At 68.8% G+C, this 16,518-nt stretch carries 14 protein-coding genes and 1 pseudogene; 10 read left to right on the top strand and 5 right to left on the bottom strand.

Features of this window, described 5'->3' with window-relative positions; all coding sequences use genetic code 11:
• Window positions 1-28: 28 nt before the first annotated feature.
• The 3 genes from dgoD to JHN63_RS17075 form a co-directional block, all read right to left on the bottom strand.
• Window positions 29-1,174 (bottom strand): galactonate dehydratase, encoded by a 1,146-nt coding sequence (dgoD, locus tag JHN63_RS17085; RefSeq protein ID WP_200681920.1) that lies wholly within the window; start codon window positions 1,172-1,174, stop codon window positions 29-31.
• Window positions 1,171-1,929, bottom strand: coding sequence for a FadR/GntR family transcriptional regulator (locus JHN63_RS17080; RefSeq protein ID WP_200681946.1), 759 nt, complete (start codon window positions 1,927-1,929; stop codon window positions 1,171-1,173). Before JHN63_RS17080 ends, dgoD begins: the two co-directional genes overlap by 4 nt.
• A gap of 67 nt (window positions 1,930-1,996) precedes the next feature.
• Complete coding sequence (locus JHN63_RS17075) at window positions 1,997-2,740, bottom strand: SDR family NAD(P)-dependent oxidoreductase (RefSeq protein ID WP_200681919.1); 744 nt, start codon at window positions 2,738-2,740, stop codon at window positions 1,997-1,999.
• A 171-nt stretch (window positions 2,741-2,911) separates the two neighbouring features.
• On the opposite strand from JHN63_RS17075, the gene JHN63_RS17070 reads away from it, so the two are divergent.
• The 4 genes from JHN63_RS17070 (at window position 2,912) to JHN63_RS17055 (ending at window position 8,672) form a co-directional block, all read left to right on the top strand.
• Window positions 2,912-4,258 carry an ABC transporter substrate-binding protein gene (locus tag JHN63_RS17070; RefSeq protein ID WP_200681918.1) on the top strand — a complete coding sequence of 449 codons (1,347 nt, stop codon included), beginning with the start codon at window positions 2,912-2,914 and terminating at the stop codon, window positions 4,256-4,258.
• A gap of 64 nt (window positions 4,259-4,322) precedes the next feature.
• A complete protein-coding gene (locus JHN63_RS17065) occupies window positions 4,323-5,228 on the top strand; it encodes a carbohydrate ABC transporter permease (RefSeq protein ID WP_200681917.1) in 906 nt (301 codons plus the stop codon).
• Complete coding sequence (locus JHN63_RS17060; protein WP_200681916.1) at window positions 5,225-6,154, top strand: carbohydrate ABC transporter permease; 930 nt, start codon at window positions 5,225-5,227, stop codon at window positions 6,152-6,154. The genes JHN63_RS17065 and JHN63_RS17060 overlap by 4 nt, the downstream gene beginning before the upstream one ends.
• Window positions 6,155-6,632: 478 nt before the next feature.
• The gene (locus JHN63_RS17055; RefSeq protein ID WP_200681915.1) at window positions 6,633-8,672 is read left to right on the top strand and encodes a beta-galactosidase; all 2,040 of its coding nucleotides are present in this window, start codon (window positions 6,633-6,635) and stop codon (window positions 8,670-8,672) included.
• Between the two features lie 77 nt (window positions 8,673-8,749).
• Here JHN63_RS17055 and JHN63_RS17050 read toward each other — a convergent pair whose 3' ends face one another.
• Window positions 8,750-10,798, bottom strand: a complete 2,049-nt coding sequence (locus JHN63_RS17050) for a glycoside hydrolase family 2 protein (protein ID WP_200681914.1) — start codon at window positions 10,796-10,798, stop codon at window positions 8,750-8,752.
• 159 nt (window positions 10,799-10,957) lie between these two features.
• Here JHN63_RS17050 and JHN63_RS17045 point away from each other — a divergent pair, with 159 nt between their 5' ends.
• From JHN63_RS17045 to JHN63_RS17035, 4 genes and pseudogenes are all read left to right on the top strand, one after another.
• Window positions 10,958-12,250 (top strand): cellulase-like family protein, encoded by a 1,293-nt coding sequence (locus JHN63_RS17045; RefSeq protein ID WP_200681913.1) that lies wholly within the window; start codon window positions 10,958-10,960, stop codon window positions 12,248-12,250.
• 907 nt (window positions 12,251-13,157) lie between these two features.
• Window positions 13,158-13,966, top strand: a protein-coding gene (locus tag JHN63_RS17040; protein ID WP_200681912.1) for an IS5 family transposase whose coding sequence is annotated in 2 segments (ribosomal slippage) — window positions 13,158-13,505 and window positions 13,508-13,966 — 807 coding nt in all. Because the reading frame shifts where the segments join, the coding sequence is not laid out codon by codon here.
• A gap of 248 nt (window positions 13,967-14,214) precedes the next feature.
• Window positions 14,215-14,367 (top strand): annotated as a pseudogene (locus JHN63_RS52715) (SAM-dependent methyltransferase); the annotation flags it as partial.
• Window positions 14,324-14,476, top strand: a complete 153-nt coding sequence (locus JHN63_RS17035; protein WP_234477201.1) for a hypothetical protein — start codon at window positions 14,324-14,326, stop codon at window positions 14,474-14,476. The pseudogene JHN63_RS52715 and the gene JHN63_RS17035, both read left to right, overlap by 44 nt.
• Before the next feature lie 335 nt (window positions 14,477-14,811).
• On the opposite strand, the gene JHN63_RS17030 is transcribed toward JHN63_RS17035, so the two are convergent.
• Window positions 14,812-15,405, bottom strand: coding sequence for a TetR/AcrR family transcriptional regulator (locus JHN63_RS17030; protein ID WP_200681911.1), 594 nt, complete (start codon window positions 15,403-15,405; stop codon window positions 14,812-14,814).
• A gap of 130 nt (window positions 15,406-15,535) precedes the next feature.
• Between JHN63_RS17030 and JHN63_RS54690 the strand changes: the two genes are divergently transcribed.
• Window positions 15,536-16,033: an SDR family NAD(P)-dependent oxidoreductase gene (locus JHN63_RS54690; protein WP_374222919.1), complete on the top strand. Its 498-nt coding sequence runs from the start codon at window positions 15,536-15,538 to the stop codon at window positions 16,031-16,033.
• Complete coding sequence (locus JHN63_RS54685; RefSeq protein ID WP_374222920.1) at window positions 16,015-16,302, top strand: SDR family oxidoreductase; 288 nt, start codon at window positions 16,015-16,017, stop codon at window positions 16,300-16,302. Before JHN63_RS54690 ends, JHN63_RS54685 begins: the two co-directional genes overlap by 19 nt.
• Window positions 16,303-16,518 lie beyond the last annotated feature (216 nt).

Here is a 16,518-nt window from a genome sequence, read left to right as displayed (position 1 = left end):
TGCGTGGGGTGCGAGGGCCTGACGGTGGTCACCATTCGGTGAACGCCCCGTCCCGGCCGCGCCATACGGGGTTGCGCCAGCGGTGTCCGATCTCGGCAGCGCGGCGTACCGCCTTCTCGTCGATCTCGATGCCCAGCCCCGGACGGGTGGAGGCGACGGCGTACCCGCCCTGGAACCGGAAGGGTTCGGGATCCATCACGTAATCCAGCAGGTCGCACTGCTGGTTGTAGTGGATGCCCATGCTCTGTTCCTGGATGAGGAAGTTCGGTACGGAGAAGGCGATCTGGAGGCTCGCGGCCAGGGCGATCGGGCCGAGGGGGCAGTGTGGGGCCACGGTGACGTCGTAGGTCTCGGCCATGGCCGCGATGCGGCGGACCTCGGAGATGCCGCCGGCGTGGGACAGGTCGGGCTGGGCTACGGCGATGCCGCTCGTCATGACCTCGCGGAAGTCCCAGCGGGAGTAGAGGCGTTCGCCGGTCGCGATGGGGATGCTCGTGGATTCCACCAGGCTGCGCAGGTGGCCCGAGTGTTCCGGCAGGACGGGTTCTTCGACGAACAGCGGGTGCAGCGGTTCGAGCAGGGGCAGCAGGCGGCGTGACATGGCGGTGGAGGCCCGGCCGTGGAAGTCGACGGCGATGTCCCGTTCGTCGCCCAGTACTTCGCGGACGGCGGCGACGCGGGCGACGACCTCGGCGGTGCGTGCCGGGGTGTCGATCGGGGCGAGTTCGGCCGAGCCGTTCATCTTCACTGCGGTGAAGCCGGCCTTCATCTGTTCCTCGGCCAACTCGGCGACCTCGCTGGGGCGGTCGCCGCCGATCCAGGCGTACATGCGGACGCGGTCGCGGACCGGGCCGCCGAGGAGGCGGTGCACCGGGACGCCGTAGGTCTTGCCGGCAATGTCCCACAGGGCCTGGTCGATGCCGGCGACGGCGCTGGAGAGGATGGGGCCGCCGCGGTAGAAGCCGCCCTTGGTGAGCACCTGCCAGTGGTCCTCGATACGCAGCGGGTCCCGGCCGACGAGGTAGTCGGCGAGTTCGTGGACCGCGGCGCGTACGGTTTCGGCGCGTCCCTCGATCAGTGGCTCGCCCCAGCCGGTGACGCCCTCGTCGGTGGCGACGCGCAGGAACAGCCAGCGCGGAGCCACCAGGAACGTCTCAAGTCCGGTTATTTTCAAGGAGTTTCCTTCGGCGGCGGGTCGGTCGCGACGTCGTCGGCGCGGTCTTCCTTGTCTTTCCGTGCCTGTACGGCTGCCAGGTCGTCGGTGGCCTGGGCCAGGAGTGACTCGACGGCGGCCACGGCGGCGTCCGGATCGCCGGCTTCGACGGCGTCGAGCAGTTTCTGGTGCACGGGGATGGAGTCGGCGAAGTGCCGGGCGCCGTGCACGATCCGGTCGCGCACGCGCAGGCCTGCCTCGATGACGACCTCCATCCGGCTGAGGAGTTCGTTGTGCGCGGCGTCCAGCAGGGCGCGGTGGAAGGCCAGGTCCGCCTCGACCATCGCGTCCGCGTCCGTGCCCGCCGCCGCCATCGCGTCGAGTGCCTGGCGCAGTGTGTCCAGGTCGGCCGGGGTTCGGCGGGTGGCGGCGAGCCGGGCTCCGGCGGGCTCGACGATCGCGCGGACCTCGGCGAGGTCCCCCAGGAAGCCGTCGGTGGGAGCGCTGCTGCCCTGCCAGCGCAGCAGGTCGCTGTCGAGCAGGTTCCAGTCGGCGCGGGGCCGGATGGTCGTGCCGCGTTTCTGCCGTGATTCGAGCAGGCCCTTGGCGGCCAGCACGCGCAGTGCCTCGCGCACCACGGTCTGGCTGACGCCGAGTTCGGTCTGGAACTTGGCCGGGTCCACCACGGTGCCCGGGGGGTAGTCGCCGCGCATGATGCGCCGGCCCAGTTCTTCCACCGCTTGGCCGTGCAGCCCCCTACCGGGTTTGCTCACCAGGTTCTCCGTTTCCGTCTCGGTGCTGTTCGCGGAGGCCTCGTACGGCATACCGCGAGGTGCGCGGTGCTCACGAGGACTCCTTCATGACGCTCCATCCTCCATCGACCACGAGGCTGGCTCCGGTCACATAGGAGGCGTCCGCCGATGCGAGGAAGGCGACCGCGGCGGCCACCTCCTCCGGCTGCCCGAAGCGCTTGGCCGCCGTGGCCGCCACACTGCGCGCCCGGTCGGGCTCCGGTATGCCCTCCCACGCGGCGGTGAGGATGGGCCCGGGAAGCACGGTGTTGACCCGGATGTCCGGCCCGTACTCGACGGCCAACTGCCGCCCCAGCGAGCACAACGCACCCTTCGCGGCGGCATAGGCGGCATGGCCGGGAATGCCGATGACCGCGTGCACCGAGGAGGTGAGCACGACGGACCCCGACGCCTGGCGCAGCATGGCCGCGAAGGTCTTCATCCCGCGCCAGGCCGGTTTGAGCAGTACGGCCATCTGACCGTCCCACTCGGCCTCGCTCAACTCGTGGGCGGGCTTGTTGAGTTGGGCGAAGGCGTTGCTGTGCAGTACGTCCAGTCGCCCGTGGTGCTCAGCGACATGGCGGGCCAGGTTCTCCCAATCGGCGGCCGAGGTCACATCGCACCGTACGTACTCCGCGCGTCCGCCGCTCTCCCCGATGCCTGCGGCGAGCGCCTTGCCCGCTGCGTCGTCCACGTCCGTGACCACGACGCTCGCGCCCTCGTCCGCCAGCCTTCGTGCCGTGGCGGCGCCGATCCCGTGCGCTGCGCCGGTGATCACCGCCACCCGCCCCGCCATCCTGCGGCACTCCGTCATCGCGTGCGTCTCCCCTCTGATGACTGCTGCGCGCACCCACCATAGCTGTTTCAATTAATTATGAATATATCTTGACGAGGTGGCAATGCCGCTCCGAGACTGACCGGCAGCAACAGGCACGTTTCAGCACGAAGCGAGGAAGGACCTCCTCCCATGAGCCGCACCACACACCTCCGCAGAAGCCGGGGCGCACTCGCAGCGACCCTTGCCGCCACCGCCCTGGTGATCTCCGCCTGCGGGGGTTCGAACAGTTCGCAGGACAAGGGAGCCCAGGCGCCTGCCAAGCCCGGCCAGAAGGTCGACCTGCGCTTCTGGTCATGGGTTCCCGGCGTCGACAAAGCCGTCGACAAGTGGAACGCCACCCACCCGGACATCCACGTCAAACTGGAGAAGATCCCGGCGGGCAGCAGCGGCGGCTACGCGAAAATGCGCGCCGCGCTCAAGAGCGGCAACGCGCCCGATCTGGCACAGGTGGAATACCAGGAGATCCCCTCGTTCCTGCTGGAGAACGGCCTGGTGAACCTGTCCCAGTACGGCGCGGACAAGGACAAGTCCAAGTTCGTGGACTGGCAGTGGCAGCAGGGAGTCTTCGACTCGAAGGTCTACGCGATCCCCCAGGCGTCCGGCCCGATGGGCCTGTTCTACCGCTCCGACCTGTTCAAGAAATGGGGCATTGCGCCGCCCGCCACCTGGGACGAGTTCGCCCAGGCCGCGCAGAAGATCCACGACGCCGATCCGAAGGCCTACATCAGCACCTTCCCCGCCGGAAACTCCGCCTGGTTCACCGCACTCGCCTGGCAGGCCGGCGCCAAGTGGTTCGGCGTGAACGGCGACACCTGGACGGTGAACATCGACTCCCCGCAGACCCTCAAGGTCGCCGCCTTCTGGGACAAGCTGCGCGGCGAGAAAGTGATCAAGACCGAACCCGACTTCGCCAACGGCTGGTACAAGGACCTGCAGACCGGTGCCATCACCTCGTGGGTCAGTGCCCAGTGGGGCGACGCCATCATCAGCGGCAACGCTCCCCAGACCACCGGCAAATGGGCCGTCGCACCCATGCCGCAGTGGACGAAGGGCGCGAACGTGTCCGCGAACTGGGGAGGATCCTCCACGGCTGTCCTCAAGGGCGCCAAGCACACCCCCGAGGCCCTGAAGTTCGCCGAGTGGCTCAACACCGACCCGGCAAGCGTCGACCTGCTGCTGCAGGGCGGATACGGCTGGCCCGCGGGGGCCGACGCGTACAAGGGCTCCTCGCTGGACAAGCCGTCGAAGTTCTTCGGAGACCAGAAGTACAACGAGGTCTTCGCGCAGGCGGACAAGAGCATCGACACCTCGTGGAAGTGGATACCGACGATCGACGCCACCTACCAGCACCTCAACGACGGCTTCCAGGCCGCCCTGGCCGGCAAGGGCACGTTCGTCTCCGCGGTCCAGCAGGCGCAGAAGCAGACCGTCGAGGACCTGAAGAGGAAGGGCTTGAAGGTCTCCACCGGCCAGTGACCGCCTCCGGAGGGCGCGACACGGCCGCCGCCGTTCTCCCCTCCGGACTCCAGAAAGAATCCTGATGTCCACCCGAGCGCCCCGCCGCCGCAGAAACCTGGTGCCCGTCGCCTTCGTCGCGCCATTCCTCCTTCTGTTCCTACTGACCTTCGCCGTCCCCATCGGCTACGCCGTCTACCAGAGCGTCATGGATGTCGAGCACACCGGAGCCCTGGGACTCGGCGGCAGCCACACCGCCTTCGTAGGGCTGCGCAACTACTCCGACGCGTTGTCCGACCACGCCTTTGTGCGCAGCATCGGCCGCGTACTGCTGTTCGCGGCCGTCCAGGTGCCGGTGATGGTCGCGTTGTCCGCCGGGCTCGCGCTGCTGCTGGACAGCGCCTCGGCCAGAGGCGTGCGGTTCTTCCGCGCCGCCTTCTTCCTGCCCTACGGCGTTCCGGGGGTGATCGCGTCCATCCTGTGGGGCTTCTTGTACGTTCCGGGAGTCAGCCCGCTCGTGGACGGCATGCACCACCTGGGCATATCGGTCGACCTCCTGGGCGGAAACACGGTCCTGTGGTCCATCGCGAACATCGTCACCTGGGAGTTCGCCGGCTACAACGTCCTGGTTCTTGTCGCCCAGTTGCGCACCATCCCCGCGGAGCTGTACGAGGCCGCCCGCATCGACGGCGCCAGCGCGTGGGCGACGGTCCGGCACGTCAAACTGCCGCTGCTGCGCCCCGCGTTGATCCTCACCACGGTCTTCACCATCATCGGCACGCTGCAACTGTTCGCGGAGCCGCTGGTGCTCAAGCCCGTCTCATCGAGCATCGACAGCGCCTACACCCCCAACCTCAGCGCCTACAACGAGGCGTTCACCAACGACAACTACCACCTCGCCGCCGCCGAAGCAGTGCTGCTCGCCCTCGCCGCATTCGCGCTCTCCTTCGGATTCCTGCGGCTGATCAACAAGAGAGGTGAGGACGCGTGAGTCTCCAGACACCGGCCCGCGAAGTCCCGCCGAGTGCCGAGTCGCCGGCCTCCGACGACAGCACGACACCGCGCGGCGGCATCACCGGGGTCACCACGCGCAGTCGCATCCTCGTCACCGGCCTTCTCGTGGCCGCCGCCGGGTACTTCCTGCTCCCCGTGTACTGGCTCGCCGTGGCCTCGACCAAGTCCACCGGCAACCTGTTCGGCAGCTTCGGACTGTGGTTCTCCCATCCCCAGTTCCTGAGCAACCTGCACCAAGTGGTCACCTACGACCACGCGATCTACCTTCGCTGGGCGTTCAACAGCCTGCTGTACGCGGGCGTCGGCGCAGGCGTGGCGACACTTCTGGCCGCGATGTCCGGCTACGCGCTGGCCAAGTTCTCCTTCACCGGCCGCGACACGATCTTCAACGTCGTGCTGGGTGGCGTCCTGATCCCTGCCACGGCGCTCGCGCTGCCCATGTACCTGCTGTTCAGCAAGGCGGGCCTGGCCAACACCTACTGGGCCGTGCTGCTGCCGAGCTTCGTCAGTCCCTTCGGTGTGTACCTGTGCCGGATCTACGCCGCAGCATCCATACCGGACGAGTTGTTGGAGGCAGCCCGCATCGACGGCGCGGGAGAGATCCGTATCTTCACGGTCGTCGCTCTGCGCATCATGACCCCCGCCCTGGTGACGATCTTCCTTTTCCAGTTCGTCGGCATCTGGAACAACTACTTCCTGCCACTGGTCATGCTGTCCGACTCCAAGCTGTATCCCATCACCCTCGGCCTGACCTCGTGGCAGTCCTTCGCCGACCGCCAACCACAGCTCTACCAACTGACCGTCGGAGGTGCCTTCGTCTCCGTCGTCCCCCTGATGATCGCCATGGTCGCCCTGCAGCGCTTCTGGCGCAGCGGTCTGACCGAGGGCAGCGTAAAGGGCTGACGCCGCCGGACCGGACGGTCCCGCCCCTCGCGACGGACCAAGTCGCCGTCCCACTCCAGGCTTGAGCCAATGTCGAGGGTCGCCACCCTTGAGTGCCCATGTCCGGTTGCTCGCACTGGCGTTGGCGATGCCACACGCAGCGACCTGCGTGGCTTCCTGGCGTTGCCCGAGCGGTGGATCGTCGAGCATCTCTTCACCCGCCCGATGCGCGACTTCGCACGGCGCACAGCCGTACTCGACGAGGCTGCCGGCGCAGACCAGGGTCGGCGCCCATGCCACGTGGCGCCGCCTGGACCGCCGTGTCGTCAGGCGATGGACGTGGACCCTGCGGCCGAGGTCACAGCGCACGCACCCCGTCGTCCTGCGGCATTCCGTCATCACGCGCCTCTCCCCTCCCGTACTCACCCCGCCTCAGATGTTTCAATTAATTATGAATACATCTTGACTGTCTGGCGATGGCGCTTCAAGACTGACCGGCATGTACCAAGCACCCTCAGTACCGATCGACAACCGACGGCGTCTGCGCCCGGCCGGGATCGCCTTCGGCGGCGACTACAACCCTGAGCAGTGGCCGGAGGAGGTGTGGGCCGAGGACGTCGCGCTGATGAAGGAGGCCGGCGTCTCCATGGTCACGGCCGGGATCTTCTCCTGGGCCAAGGTGGAACCAAGGCCCGGCGAGTACGACTTCACCTGGTTCGACCGGGTCATGGACAACCTCGCCGGGGCCGGCGTGGCCGTATGCCTGGCCACCATGACGGCGTCCCCGCCACCCTGGCTGTCCCGGCTGCACCCCGAGATCCTCCCCGAGACCGCCGACGGCCGCCGCATGTGGCCCGGCGGACGCCAGCACTACTGCCCCTCCAGCCCCGTGTACCGCGAGTACGCCGCGCGTCTGGTCGAGCAGCTGGCCACCCGGTACGCCGACCATCCCGCGCTGGAGCTGTGGCACATCGGCAACGAGTACGGCTGCCACACCCCGCAGTGCTGGTGCGACGAGTCGGCGAGCGACTTCCGGCGCTGGCTGTCCGAGCGCTACGGCAACGTCGAAGCCCTCAACGACGCCTGGTCGACGGCCTTCTGGGCGCAGCACTACGACAGTTTCGACGAGATACTGCCGCCGCGGCTTGCACCGACCTTTCCCAACCCCGCCCAGCAGTTGGACTTCGCCCGCTTCTCCGACGACGCGTTGCTGCAGTGCTACCTGGCGGAGAAGGAGGTCCTGCGCCGGATCACCCCCGACGTTCCCGTCACGACGAACTTCATCGGCGTCCACAAGCCCGTCGACGCCTTCCGGTGGGCCGCCGAGGAGGACGTCGTCTCGGTCGACGTTTACCAGGACCCGCACGACAAGGACACACGTGTCGCGGCGGGGTTCATCTTCGACGTCACCCGCTCCGCCCGCGCGGGACAGCCGTGGATGCTGATGGAGCAGGCGCCCAGCGCGGTCAACTGGCGTGAACGCAACGGACCCAAGCCGCCGGGCCGGATGCGGCTGTGGAGTTGGCAGGCCATCGCTCAGGGCGCGGACGCGGTGCTGTACTTCCAGTGGCGCCAGTCCCGGGGCGGTGCCGAGAAGTACCACTCGGCGATGGTTCCGCACGGCGGCACCGACACCCGCATCTTCCGCGAAGTGCGCGAGCTGGGGCGGGAGTTGGCCTCCGTGCCGCAGATCGCCGGCACCCGCTCGACCGCCAAGGTCGCCCTGGTGCTGGACTGGAACAGCTGGTGGGCCCTGGAGCTGGACTCGCACCCGTCCACCGCGCTCAGCCAGATGGACATCGCGCTCGCCCACTACCGCCCGCTGTTCGAAGCCGGCATCGCCTGCGACGTCGTACCCCCCGACCGGGATCTGTCCGGCTATCGCCTCGTCGTCGCGCCCAACCTGTACCTGCTGAAGGAACGGGACGCCGAACGCCTCACCGAGTTCGTCCGCGGCGGCGGCCACCTGCTGATGTCGTTCTTCTCCGGCATCGTCGACGACTGCGACCGGGTGCACCTTGGCGGATACCCAGCCCCACTGCGCGAGGTGCTCGGCCTTCGCGTCGAGGAGTTCTGGCCGCTGGCGGAGAAGGAGACGGTCGACGTCCGGCACGCGGACGGCACAGTCAGCCGCGCCGACCTGTGGTCGGAGTCCCTCATACCCGAAGGCGCCCAGACGGTGGTCGAGTTCGACTCCGGACATCTTGCGGGGCAGCCGGCCGTCACCCGGCACTCCTTCGGCGAGGGACATGCCTGGTATGTCGCCACGCGTCTCGGACCGGAGGCCATGCGGTCCCTGACCGACGACGTGTGCCGTACGGCGTCCGTCGCGCCCGTACTCCCCGGGCTTCCCGAGCACGTCCAGGCGACCGTCCGCGAGGACGACGGCGGACGCTTCGTCTTCCTGCTGAACCATGGTCAGGAGGAGGTCGAGATCGGGCTCCCCGAGCCGATGTCCGACGCCCTGACCCCAGGGAGGACGTCCATCGACCGCATCACGCTGCCCGTGGCCGGAGTAGCCGTACTGACCGAGCCGTAGAAAGCCGAACAAGCCGCCAACACAAAGGGGAGGGGCAGTTCGCCCCTCCCCTACTCACCGGCCCGCGTTCCGCAGGGTCACCGGCCCTTCGGACGGGCGGCCGTGCGGAACGCGTCGTAGACGAGCTTGGGCCGCTCCTCGGCGAACGTGAGCAGACCCATCACTGAAATGCCGTTGTAGGCCTGGTTGTAGCCGGCCCGCTCCTTGTAGTCCTTCAGGACCCAGTAGGTGAAACCGGCGACGAACTCGCTGCGCGCGGTCACCTGCGCCCAGTGCGCGGTGAAGCTCGCCGCCTGCCATTCCTCGGTGCCCTGCGTGGTGCCGGGGCCGTGGGTGCCGGCCACGGACCAGGTGCCGTTCTCCGTGATCAGGATCGGCTTGTCGGGGTACTTCGCGTGCACGGCGTCCAGCGTGGGGCCGAGGTCGGCGTCCTTGCCGTAGAAGTAGCCGAAGTACTCGTTGAACCCGATCACGTCCGCGAGGTCGAAGGCGGGATCGTTGCTGGTGTTGGACGCCCAGGTCACGGGTCGGGCGGTGAGGTCGACCGCCTTCACGGCCGCCTTGAGGTCGGCGAGCCAGGCCCGGTAGACCGGGGCACCCTGGGCGTCGATCTCCGACTCGTTCTGGAGTCCCCAGAGGATCACCGAGGGGTGGTTGTGCTGGTTCCACGCCATCGTCAGGGCCAGGGCGCGGGCGAGGCCGTAGCGCTCGGTCTGGAGCTTCTCCTGAGCGGTGTTGAGCCACATGGTGTCGATGTCGTCCATCACCAGTACGCCGTGCTCGTCCGCCCAGTCGTAGACGTAGGGGTGGCGGTTGTAGACGCAGTTGCGGATGAAGTTGGCGCCCAGTTTCGTGATGTGGCCCAGTTCGCGGTCGTACTCGGCCGGTGTCATCGCCCTGCCGTGCGCGGCCGTCTCCTCGTGCCAGTTGAGCCCCTTGAGGAAGACGGGCTTGCCGTTCAGCTTCAACTGCGCGTCGTCGACGGTCAGTTCGCGCATGCCGTACACGGTGGACAGTGTGTCCACCCGCGGGCCGGCGTGGTGCCCGGCGGTCAGGGTGGCGCGGGCGGTGAGCGTGTGCGGCGAGGCCGGGCTCCATCGCGGGGCACCGGGTACGCGGAGAACAACCCGTACGACGCCTGCCGACCGGGCGGCGATCCGGGCCGCGACGACGGTGGGCCGGCCGCCGCTGGCCCGGCCGGGATCCAGCGTGAGCCGGCCGTCGAAGTCGGAGGTCCCGTGGTTCTCGACGACCGCGTGCACCTCAAGACGCCCATTCGCTGCGGCCACGAGCAGCTTGGCGATGGTGACCTGCGGGACCGCCTCGATCCAGGCCGAGCGGGTCAGCCCCGCGTAGGGCCAGTAGTCGACGGGCTTGTACGGCACCTCGTACTCGTCGGTGACCGGCTGCGGAGTCGAGGCCGTGTAGTCCGTGTAGCTCGCCCGGCGGAAGACCCGCACGGCGATCGTCTGCCGCGTTCCGGGCCGCAGCGCCCCCGAAACCGGCAGCGCGAAGGGCGAGTTGGCGCCTTCGTGCTTGCCGAGATGCGTGCCGTCGACCCAGACCTCCGCGCTGTAGCCGGCGGCCAGGAAGGCAATGCGTACGTGTCGGGCACGCCAGGACGCGGGTACGTCGACGGTGGTCCGATACCAGGCGTAGCCGTCGCTGAACGCCGTGCCCTGACCGAAGGGGGCGGTCTCCGACCCGAAGTCCGGCGTGTCCAGCAGGTCCCAGGCAGCCGGGACGTCGATGCGGTCCCACGCTCTGTCGTCGTGGCGCGGGGACTGCCAGCCTTCGCCGAGCCCCTGGTCCTCGGGGTCGAAGCGGAAGCGCCAGCGCTTGTCCAGGGACAGGTAGTCGCGCGTGGACTCGTGGGTACGCCAGCCGTCGAAGGCGGGGAGCACTGTGCCGTACTGGAAGACGACGTTGGTCCCGCCGACATCCCGTACATGGGTGCCGGAGGGCTCGGTGGCCGGGTGGGTGTCGAGCACCGGGCCGTTCGCGGCGGCCACGGTTGTACCGTCTGCCGCTCGCGCCGTCGCCGGCCAGGCCGGCAGGGCGACGAAGGCGGCGGCGCCGAATGCCGTGACGACGGTGCGCCGGGACGGATGGATGGATTCGGTCATGACGGGCGGCTCCTTGAGGCACGTACGTGTTCGTCCGCCCCACAGCCTGGACAAGCCCGCCACCGTCGTCAAGGATTATTCATAAATAATGAATTGAGCTAGCGTGGTGCCGCCGAGCCGCCGACGGCGCCCTTCCGCACACGAACGACGGGTGACCCCATGACCTCCGCATCGCAGCAAGCCACCACGCCCGACGGCGCGCGCCGCCTGGCCATCACCCTGTGGGACTTCAGCTGGTACACGCAGGCAGGACCCGGTGAGCCCTTCGCCGACCTCGACCGCGCCTTCGCCGAGACGGTGGAGCGGGGCTTCAACACCGTGCGCGTCTGCGCCATGCCCTTCCTGCTGTTCTCCGGACGCGTCCCCGCCCCGGAGAGCCTCCAAGTCCGCGGTCTGGGCGAGCAGTTCGGGCAGCGCACCCGCTGGTACAACGTCCGCGGCGGCTATCCTCTGGACGGCCGCCGACGGCTCGTCGAACTCTTCGAGACAGCGGCCCGGCACGACTGCAAGGTGATCGTGTCCTCGTGGGAGTACCAGCAGTCCCCCAGCTTCGCCGACACCGATACGTGGCACCGCGCCCTGGCCGAGGTTCCCGGCCCGGACCGCGCCGAAGCGGTGGCCGAATCGCTCGCAGACCTGCTGGACTTCGTCGACGAGCGCGGACTGCTCGACCGCGTCGCCTACGTCGAAGTGCACAACGAGGTCGACAACTGCTCCCTCGTACCGGCCGACGGCACCGCGGGCCACTACGCCCGGCTGCGCGGCCCGCTCGAACGCGCCGTCAAGCTCCTGCGGGCGCGCCACCCCGCCGTCCCCGTGACCTACTCGCTGGGCGAGCCCTGGCCCGCCGAGCTCGACGACCTGCCCGAACAGGCCCAGATCGCGCACTTCCACTTCTACGTCTACGGCGTCCTCGGCGCGCTGTACGAAGCGGTCGGGCTCGGCCACGGCACCGAAACGGCGCCCGAGACCACCACGTGGCCGACCCCCGAACTGGCCGCCATGCTGCGCCCCGACGCGCCCGCCTTCACCGACTACCAGCCGGACGAACCCTGGCGACTGGCCGCCACCGGGATCCCCCGCGAACTGTTCTACGCACACGACTGGGTGGACCCCGACCGCTGGGACCTGTGGCTCTACGAGAACTATCCGGCACACCGGCAGGCCATGCGGGACACCTTGGCCGGGTGGGTCGACTCCGTCGCCGAGTTCTCCCGCCAGCGCGGCATCCCCGCCGTCCTCGGCGAAAGCGTCGTCGGATACACCCCACTCCTGACCCGCTTCGAAGAGGACGCCGTCGGCAAGGACATCGCCGAGTTCGTCATCGACCGCTGCCTCGCCGCAGGCTTCCAGGGCATCGTCCTGACCTCCAACGCGGCCCCGCACCACCCCATGTGGCACACCGACCGGGACTGGATGCGGCGGGTCAACTCCCGTGTCACAGCAGGCTGAACGCGATCCCGGGGCGGCCCGGAGTGCGGCCGGCAGACCGTGCCGTCCCAAGGACCAGGCAGCACACGAGCCGGCGGCCAGGAGAAGCATGGCTGACCCTGGCTTCCGGCCGTGCGCTGGGCATCTGCGTCACTGATGACGCCGCCCCGGCACCTGGGGTCGCCTCGTCTGCCGCATGCTCCAGTAATACGTCGTCCCGGGGGACGTCGATCCTTGTGCTGCCCGAGGCCCCGCCGCCCGCCGCCGTTACCGCGCGATGGCAGGCCCCACGCGAACGGGCTCGGGTGCCGCCTGAGTTGGCGGCCTCGGCTCGCAGTGCGCGTCGACGGCGTGGCGGACGTCCGTCGACAACGCCACCGGTTGGACCTCACTCCGAGGAATCCATCGCCGCGGTGTGGCACTGTTCGACGACCCGGTGCACATCTTGTGCCGCACCGGGTCCGAGAACCGCACGATCGGCTCAGGAGAACCCAGTGCCCACGGCCTACGGTCCTCGCCCTAGGAATGTTCACGCCAGGCAACCTCGGCGACGTCTCAGCGGCCCACGGCGGCGCAGTCCGAGGTGGTCGACGGCGGCCAGCCCATAGGTTTGGTGATCGCGAACGCATGTCTGCCCGGACCGCTTCCGGCGGCGGACACGGTTGGGTGGACCATTGGCGGGGACCGACATACAGGAGTCGGAAGTAGTGCAGGAACAGAACCCGGCCGACCACTCTGCCGGGCTGAGGGCCTGGCGGCACCAGAAGGACGGCGTTGGTCGGGCTGCTGGGCGCCTGCATGGACGGGCCGGAGCAGGAAGGGAACGTGCCGGGCCATGACGGCGTCGGCCGCTTGCCGGGCGGCGCCCCAGGGAGACTCCCAGTTAGACGCCATTTCAGTTGGTGTGATCTTGCGGCAGTCCGGGGTGATGGCTGCTGCGCTTGTCGAACGGTTGGCGCCGGATGACCTGTGGGACTTGTTCCAACGGGTGGTTCCGCCGGCTCCAGAACGCCCGCAGGGCGGAGGGCATCGTCGCCGAGGAAACCGTGAGGTGCTGACCGCGATCATCTTCGTGGCCACTTCGGGCTGCACCTGGAACCAACTGCCACCGGGCTTTGGGCTGTCGGGAGTGACCGCCTTCCGCCGGTTCAGCGAATGGAGTGAGGCCCGTGTGTGGGCCAGGCTCCACCGCCTGGTCCTGGACGAACTCGGTGCCCGGGGCGATCTGGACTGGTCGAGGTGCGCGATCGACTCCGTCAGTGTCCGGGCCCTCAAAGGGGGCAGCTGACGGGACCGAATCCGACCGACCGCGGCAAGAAGGGTTCGAAAATCCACCTCATGGTGGACCGCAGTGGCCTGCCTCCGTCGGTCGGCATCTCGGCCGCGAATCTCCACGACAGCCAGGCCCTTGCCCCACTGGTCCGCGGCATCCCGCCCATCGGCTCACGCCGCGGCCCTCGCCGTCGCAGGCCCGGCAAACAGCACAGGGACAAGGGCTACGACTACCGACACCTGCGACGATGGCTGTCCTCCCGCGGCATCCGACACCGCCTCGCTCGCAAGGGCGTCGAGTCGTCCCGACGCCTGGGCCGACACCGCTGGGTCGTGGAACGGACCGTGCCCTGGCTGTCCGGATGCCGCCGACTCCACCGCCGCTACGAACGCAAGCCGGAACACTTCCTCGCCTTCACCACCATCGCCGCGACCCTCATACGTCACCGCAGACCAGCCAACTGAAATGGCGCCTAAAGCGCTCCGCAGTGAACGCGCGCTTGCCGGCCGCGGTCCCCATCGTGGCCGTTGGGGCGCCGGTGGAGTGGGGACCTGCGTCGGTGCGGCGCGTCGCGGTTTCCCACGAAATCCGGTGGAGTGCCAGCGGCTGGAAGTGGTTGGGTCCTCCTCCATGCTTCGCTGACACGACCCGGCTCAGTGCGAGGCGCAAGGTCCGAATCGCAGGCCTGGTCCAGCCCGCGTCGCGTCGAGTGATGGAGGTTATCGCGGTGGCTGGTTATGGGGCGCTTTCCGACGTATACGAGTGGCTGATCGGGGACGACAGGTTGACCCGCGCCAAGGCAGCCGCGGTTTACTACAGCGATGTCGTGGGCTTTCTGCCGCCCGACGTGCGCGTCCTCGACTGCGGCCAGGCCCGAGCAGATCACCCCTCTTTACTGGGAACTGCACACCAGCAAGCGCGACGAGGCCGAGCTCGTCTTCCGCCTCGACTCCGAAGGCTTCCCCCGCGCCTGACACCGCGCCGGCTCTGCCGACTCGCCGAACCCAGATCGTGTCGCGGCGTCCCACCGCCGCGACACGGCTGTGAACCCACCCTCACGGGGAGGCCCGCACACCTACGCGTCGGCCGCCTGCCGCGGCCCGGGCAGGACGGCCGAGAAGGATGCGTTCGTCATCGTCGGCCAGGGCACGCATGAGCCAAGATCCTGGCCTCCTGCCGCCCGGCGACGAGCCAGCCGGCGACCTGCGCACTCTGACCGCCCGTCGCCTCGACCTGGTCAACGACCGGACACGTCAGACCGCTCGGATCCGTTCGCACGCGCAGACCGGTCGGCCGGCGTCGCGAGGCTTCAGCTGCTCGGCCAGGTGCTGAGGGCCTGGTCGACGACGCGGTGCATGTCTTCTGGACTGGCGCCGCCGGAGGCCTGCACTGCAAGGCCCTGCCCGACGGTGTTCACGTAGCGGGCGAGGGCGTCCGGGTCGGCGGTGGGGGGCAGGTCGCCCTCGGCCTGGGCTTGTTCGAACCGTTTCCGCAGGGCGGCCACTCCGGCCTCGCGGCGTTCGGCCAGGTCGCGGCGGACCGTTTCGCCGTCGGGGCCGACGGCCAGCGCGGACTGCACCAGCAGGCAGCCGCGCGGACAGCCGGGGAGGGTGTGGGCGTTGACACCTCCGCGCAGCATCGCCTCTACGACCTGCCGGGCGGTGGGCAGCTCAAGAGCCGGGGCCACAAAGGCTCCCGGGCCCTGCACATAGCGATCGACGGCCTTGCGGAAAAGCTCCTCCTTGTTACCGAAGGCGGCGTAGATGCTGCGCCGGTTGATCCCCATGGCCTCGGTCAGCGCGGCGAGCGAGGCGCCCTCGTAGCCCTCGGCCCAGAACACCCGCATCGCCACCTCCAGCGCCTCGTCGGTGTCAAAGGACCGGGGCCGTCCCGTCGTGGGCATCGAAGTCTCCTTGAGGAAAAGTTCGCCGCGGCGGAATGAATCCGCGGCTTGCTCAGGTTAGTGTCATCGTGGTTATAGTAACCGAGCGGTTCGGTTCGTAAGTAAGTGGACGAAATTCGGAGCACATGTCATGAGCACCCAGGTTGGCTCCAGCACCACCCAGTCCGGCGTACGGCCCCTTGATGGCAAGACCGCCCTGGTCACGGGCGGGTCCCGGGGTATCGGTGCCGCGATCGTGCGCCGTCTGACCGCCGACGGTGCCCAGGTCGCCTTCACCTACGCCAGCGCCAAGGAACAGGCCGACATCGTGGCCGGGGCGACGGGCTCTCTGGCCATCCAGGCGGACAACGCGGACCACGAAGCCGTCCGGGCCGCGGTCAGCCATACCGCGGAGCATTTCGGCGGACTGGACATCCTCGTCAACAACGCCGCCATCACCTACGCCGCGCCGATCGAGGACTTCACGCTCGAGGAGTTCGACCTGATCATGGCGGTCAACGTCCGGGGCGTTTTCAGCGCCGTCCAGGCCGCCGCCGCCCACCTCGGGCAAGGGGGTCGCATCATCACCGTCGGCAGCGTCAGCGCCGATCGCGCCCCCCCCAGCCCGGCATCAGCGTCTACGCCCTGACCAAGGCCGCCGTCGCCGGTTTCACCCGCGGCCTGGCCCGCGAACTCGGTCCGCGTGGCATCACGGTCAACACCGTGCAGCCCGGCCCCACCGACACGGACATGAACCCCGACTCCGGCCCGGCCGCGGAATGGATGAGACAGCTCACCACGGTCGGTCACTACGGCAAGCCCGCCGACATCGCCAGTGCCGTCGCCTATCTCGCCAGCCCCGAAGCCCGGTTCGTCTCCGGCAGCACCTGGAACGTCGACGGCGGCTCCTCTGTCTGACCGCCCGCCCCGGGCGGCCGCAATCCCCTTGAACATCCCGGTGCCCGCGATCGGCGCAGAGTTCTCGGCCGGCGCAGGCCACCTGCTCTCCGGCCAAACCGCCGCACACGACAGCACCCGCTACTGCACCCCCTAGCAAAAGGACGTACCACCACCATGAACGCTTCCACCACAGCTTCCACGACCGCCCTGGCCGTCGGGTCGGAGGATCCGCTC

Origin of the sequence: Streptomyces sp. MBT65 (assembly GCF_016612545.1) — a bacterium.
Classification (GTDB): Bacteria; Actinomycetota; Actinomycetes; order Streptomycetales; family Streptomycetaceae; genus Streptomyces.
This window is presented reverse-complemented; position numbering and strand designations above follow the sequence as displayed.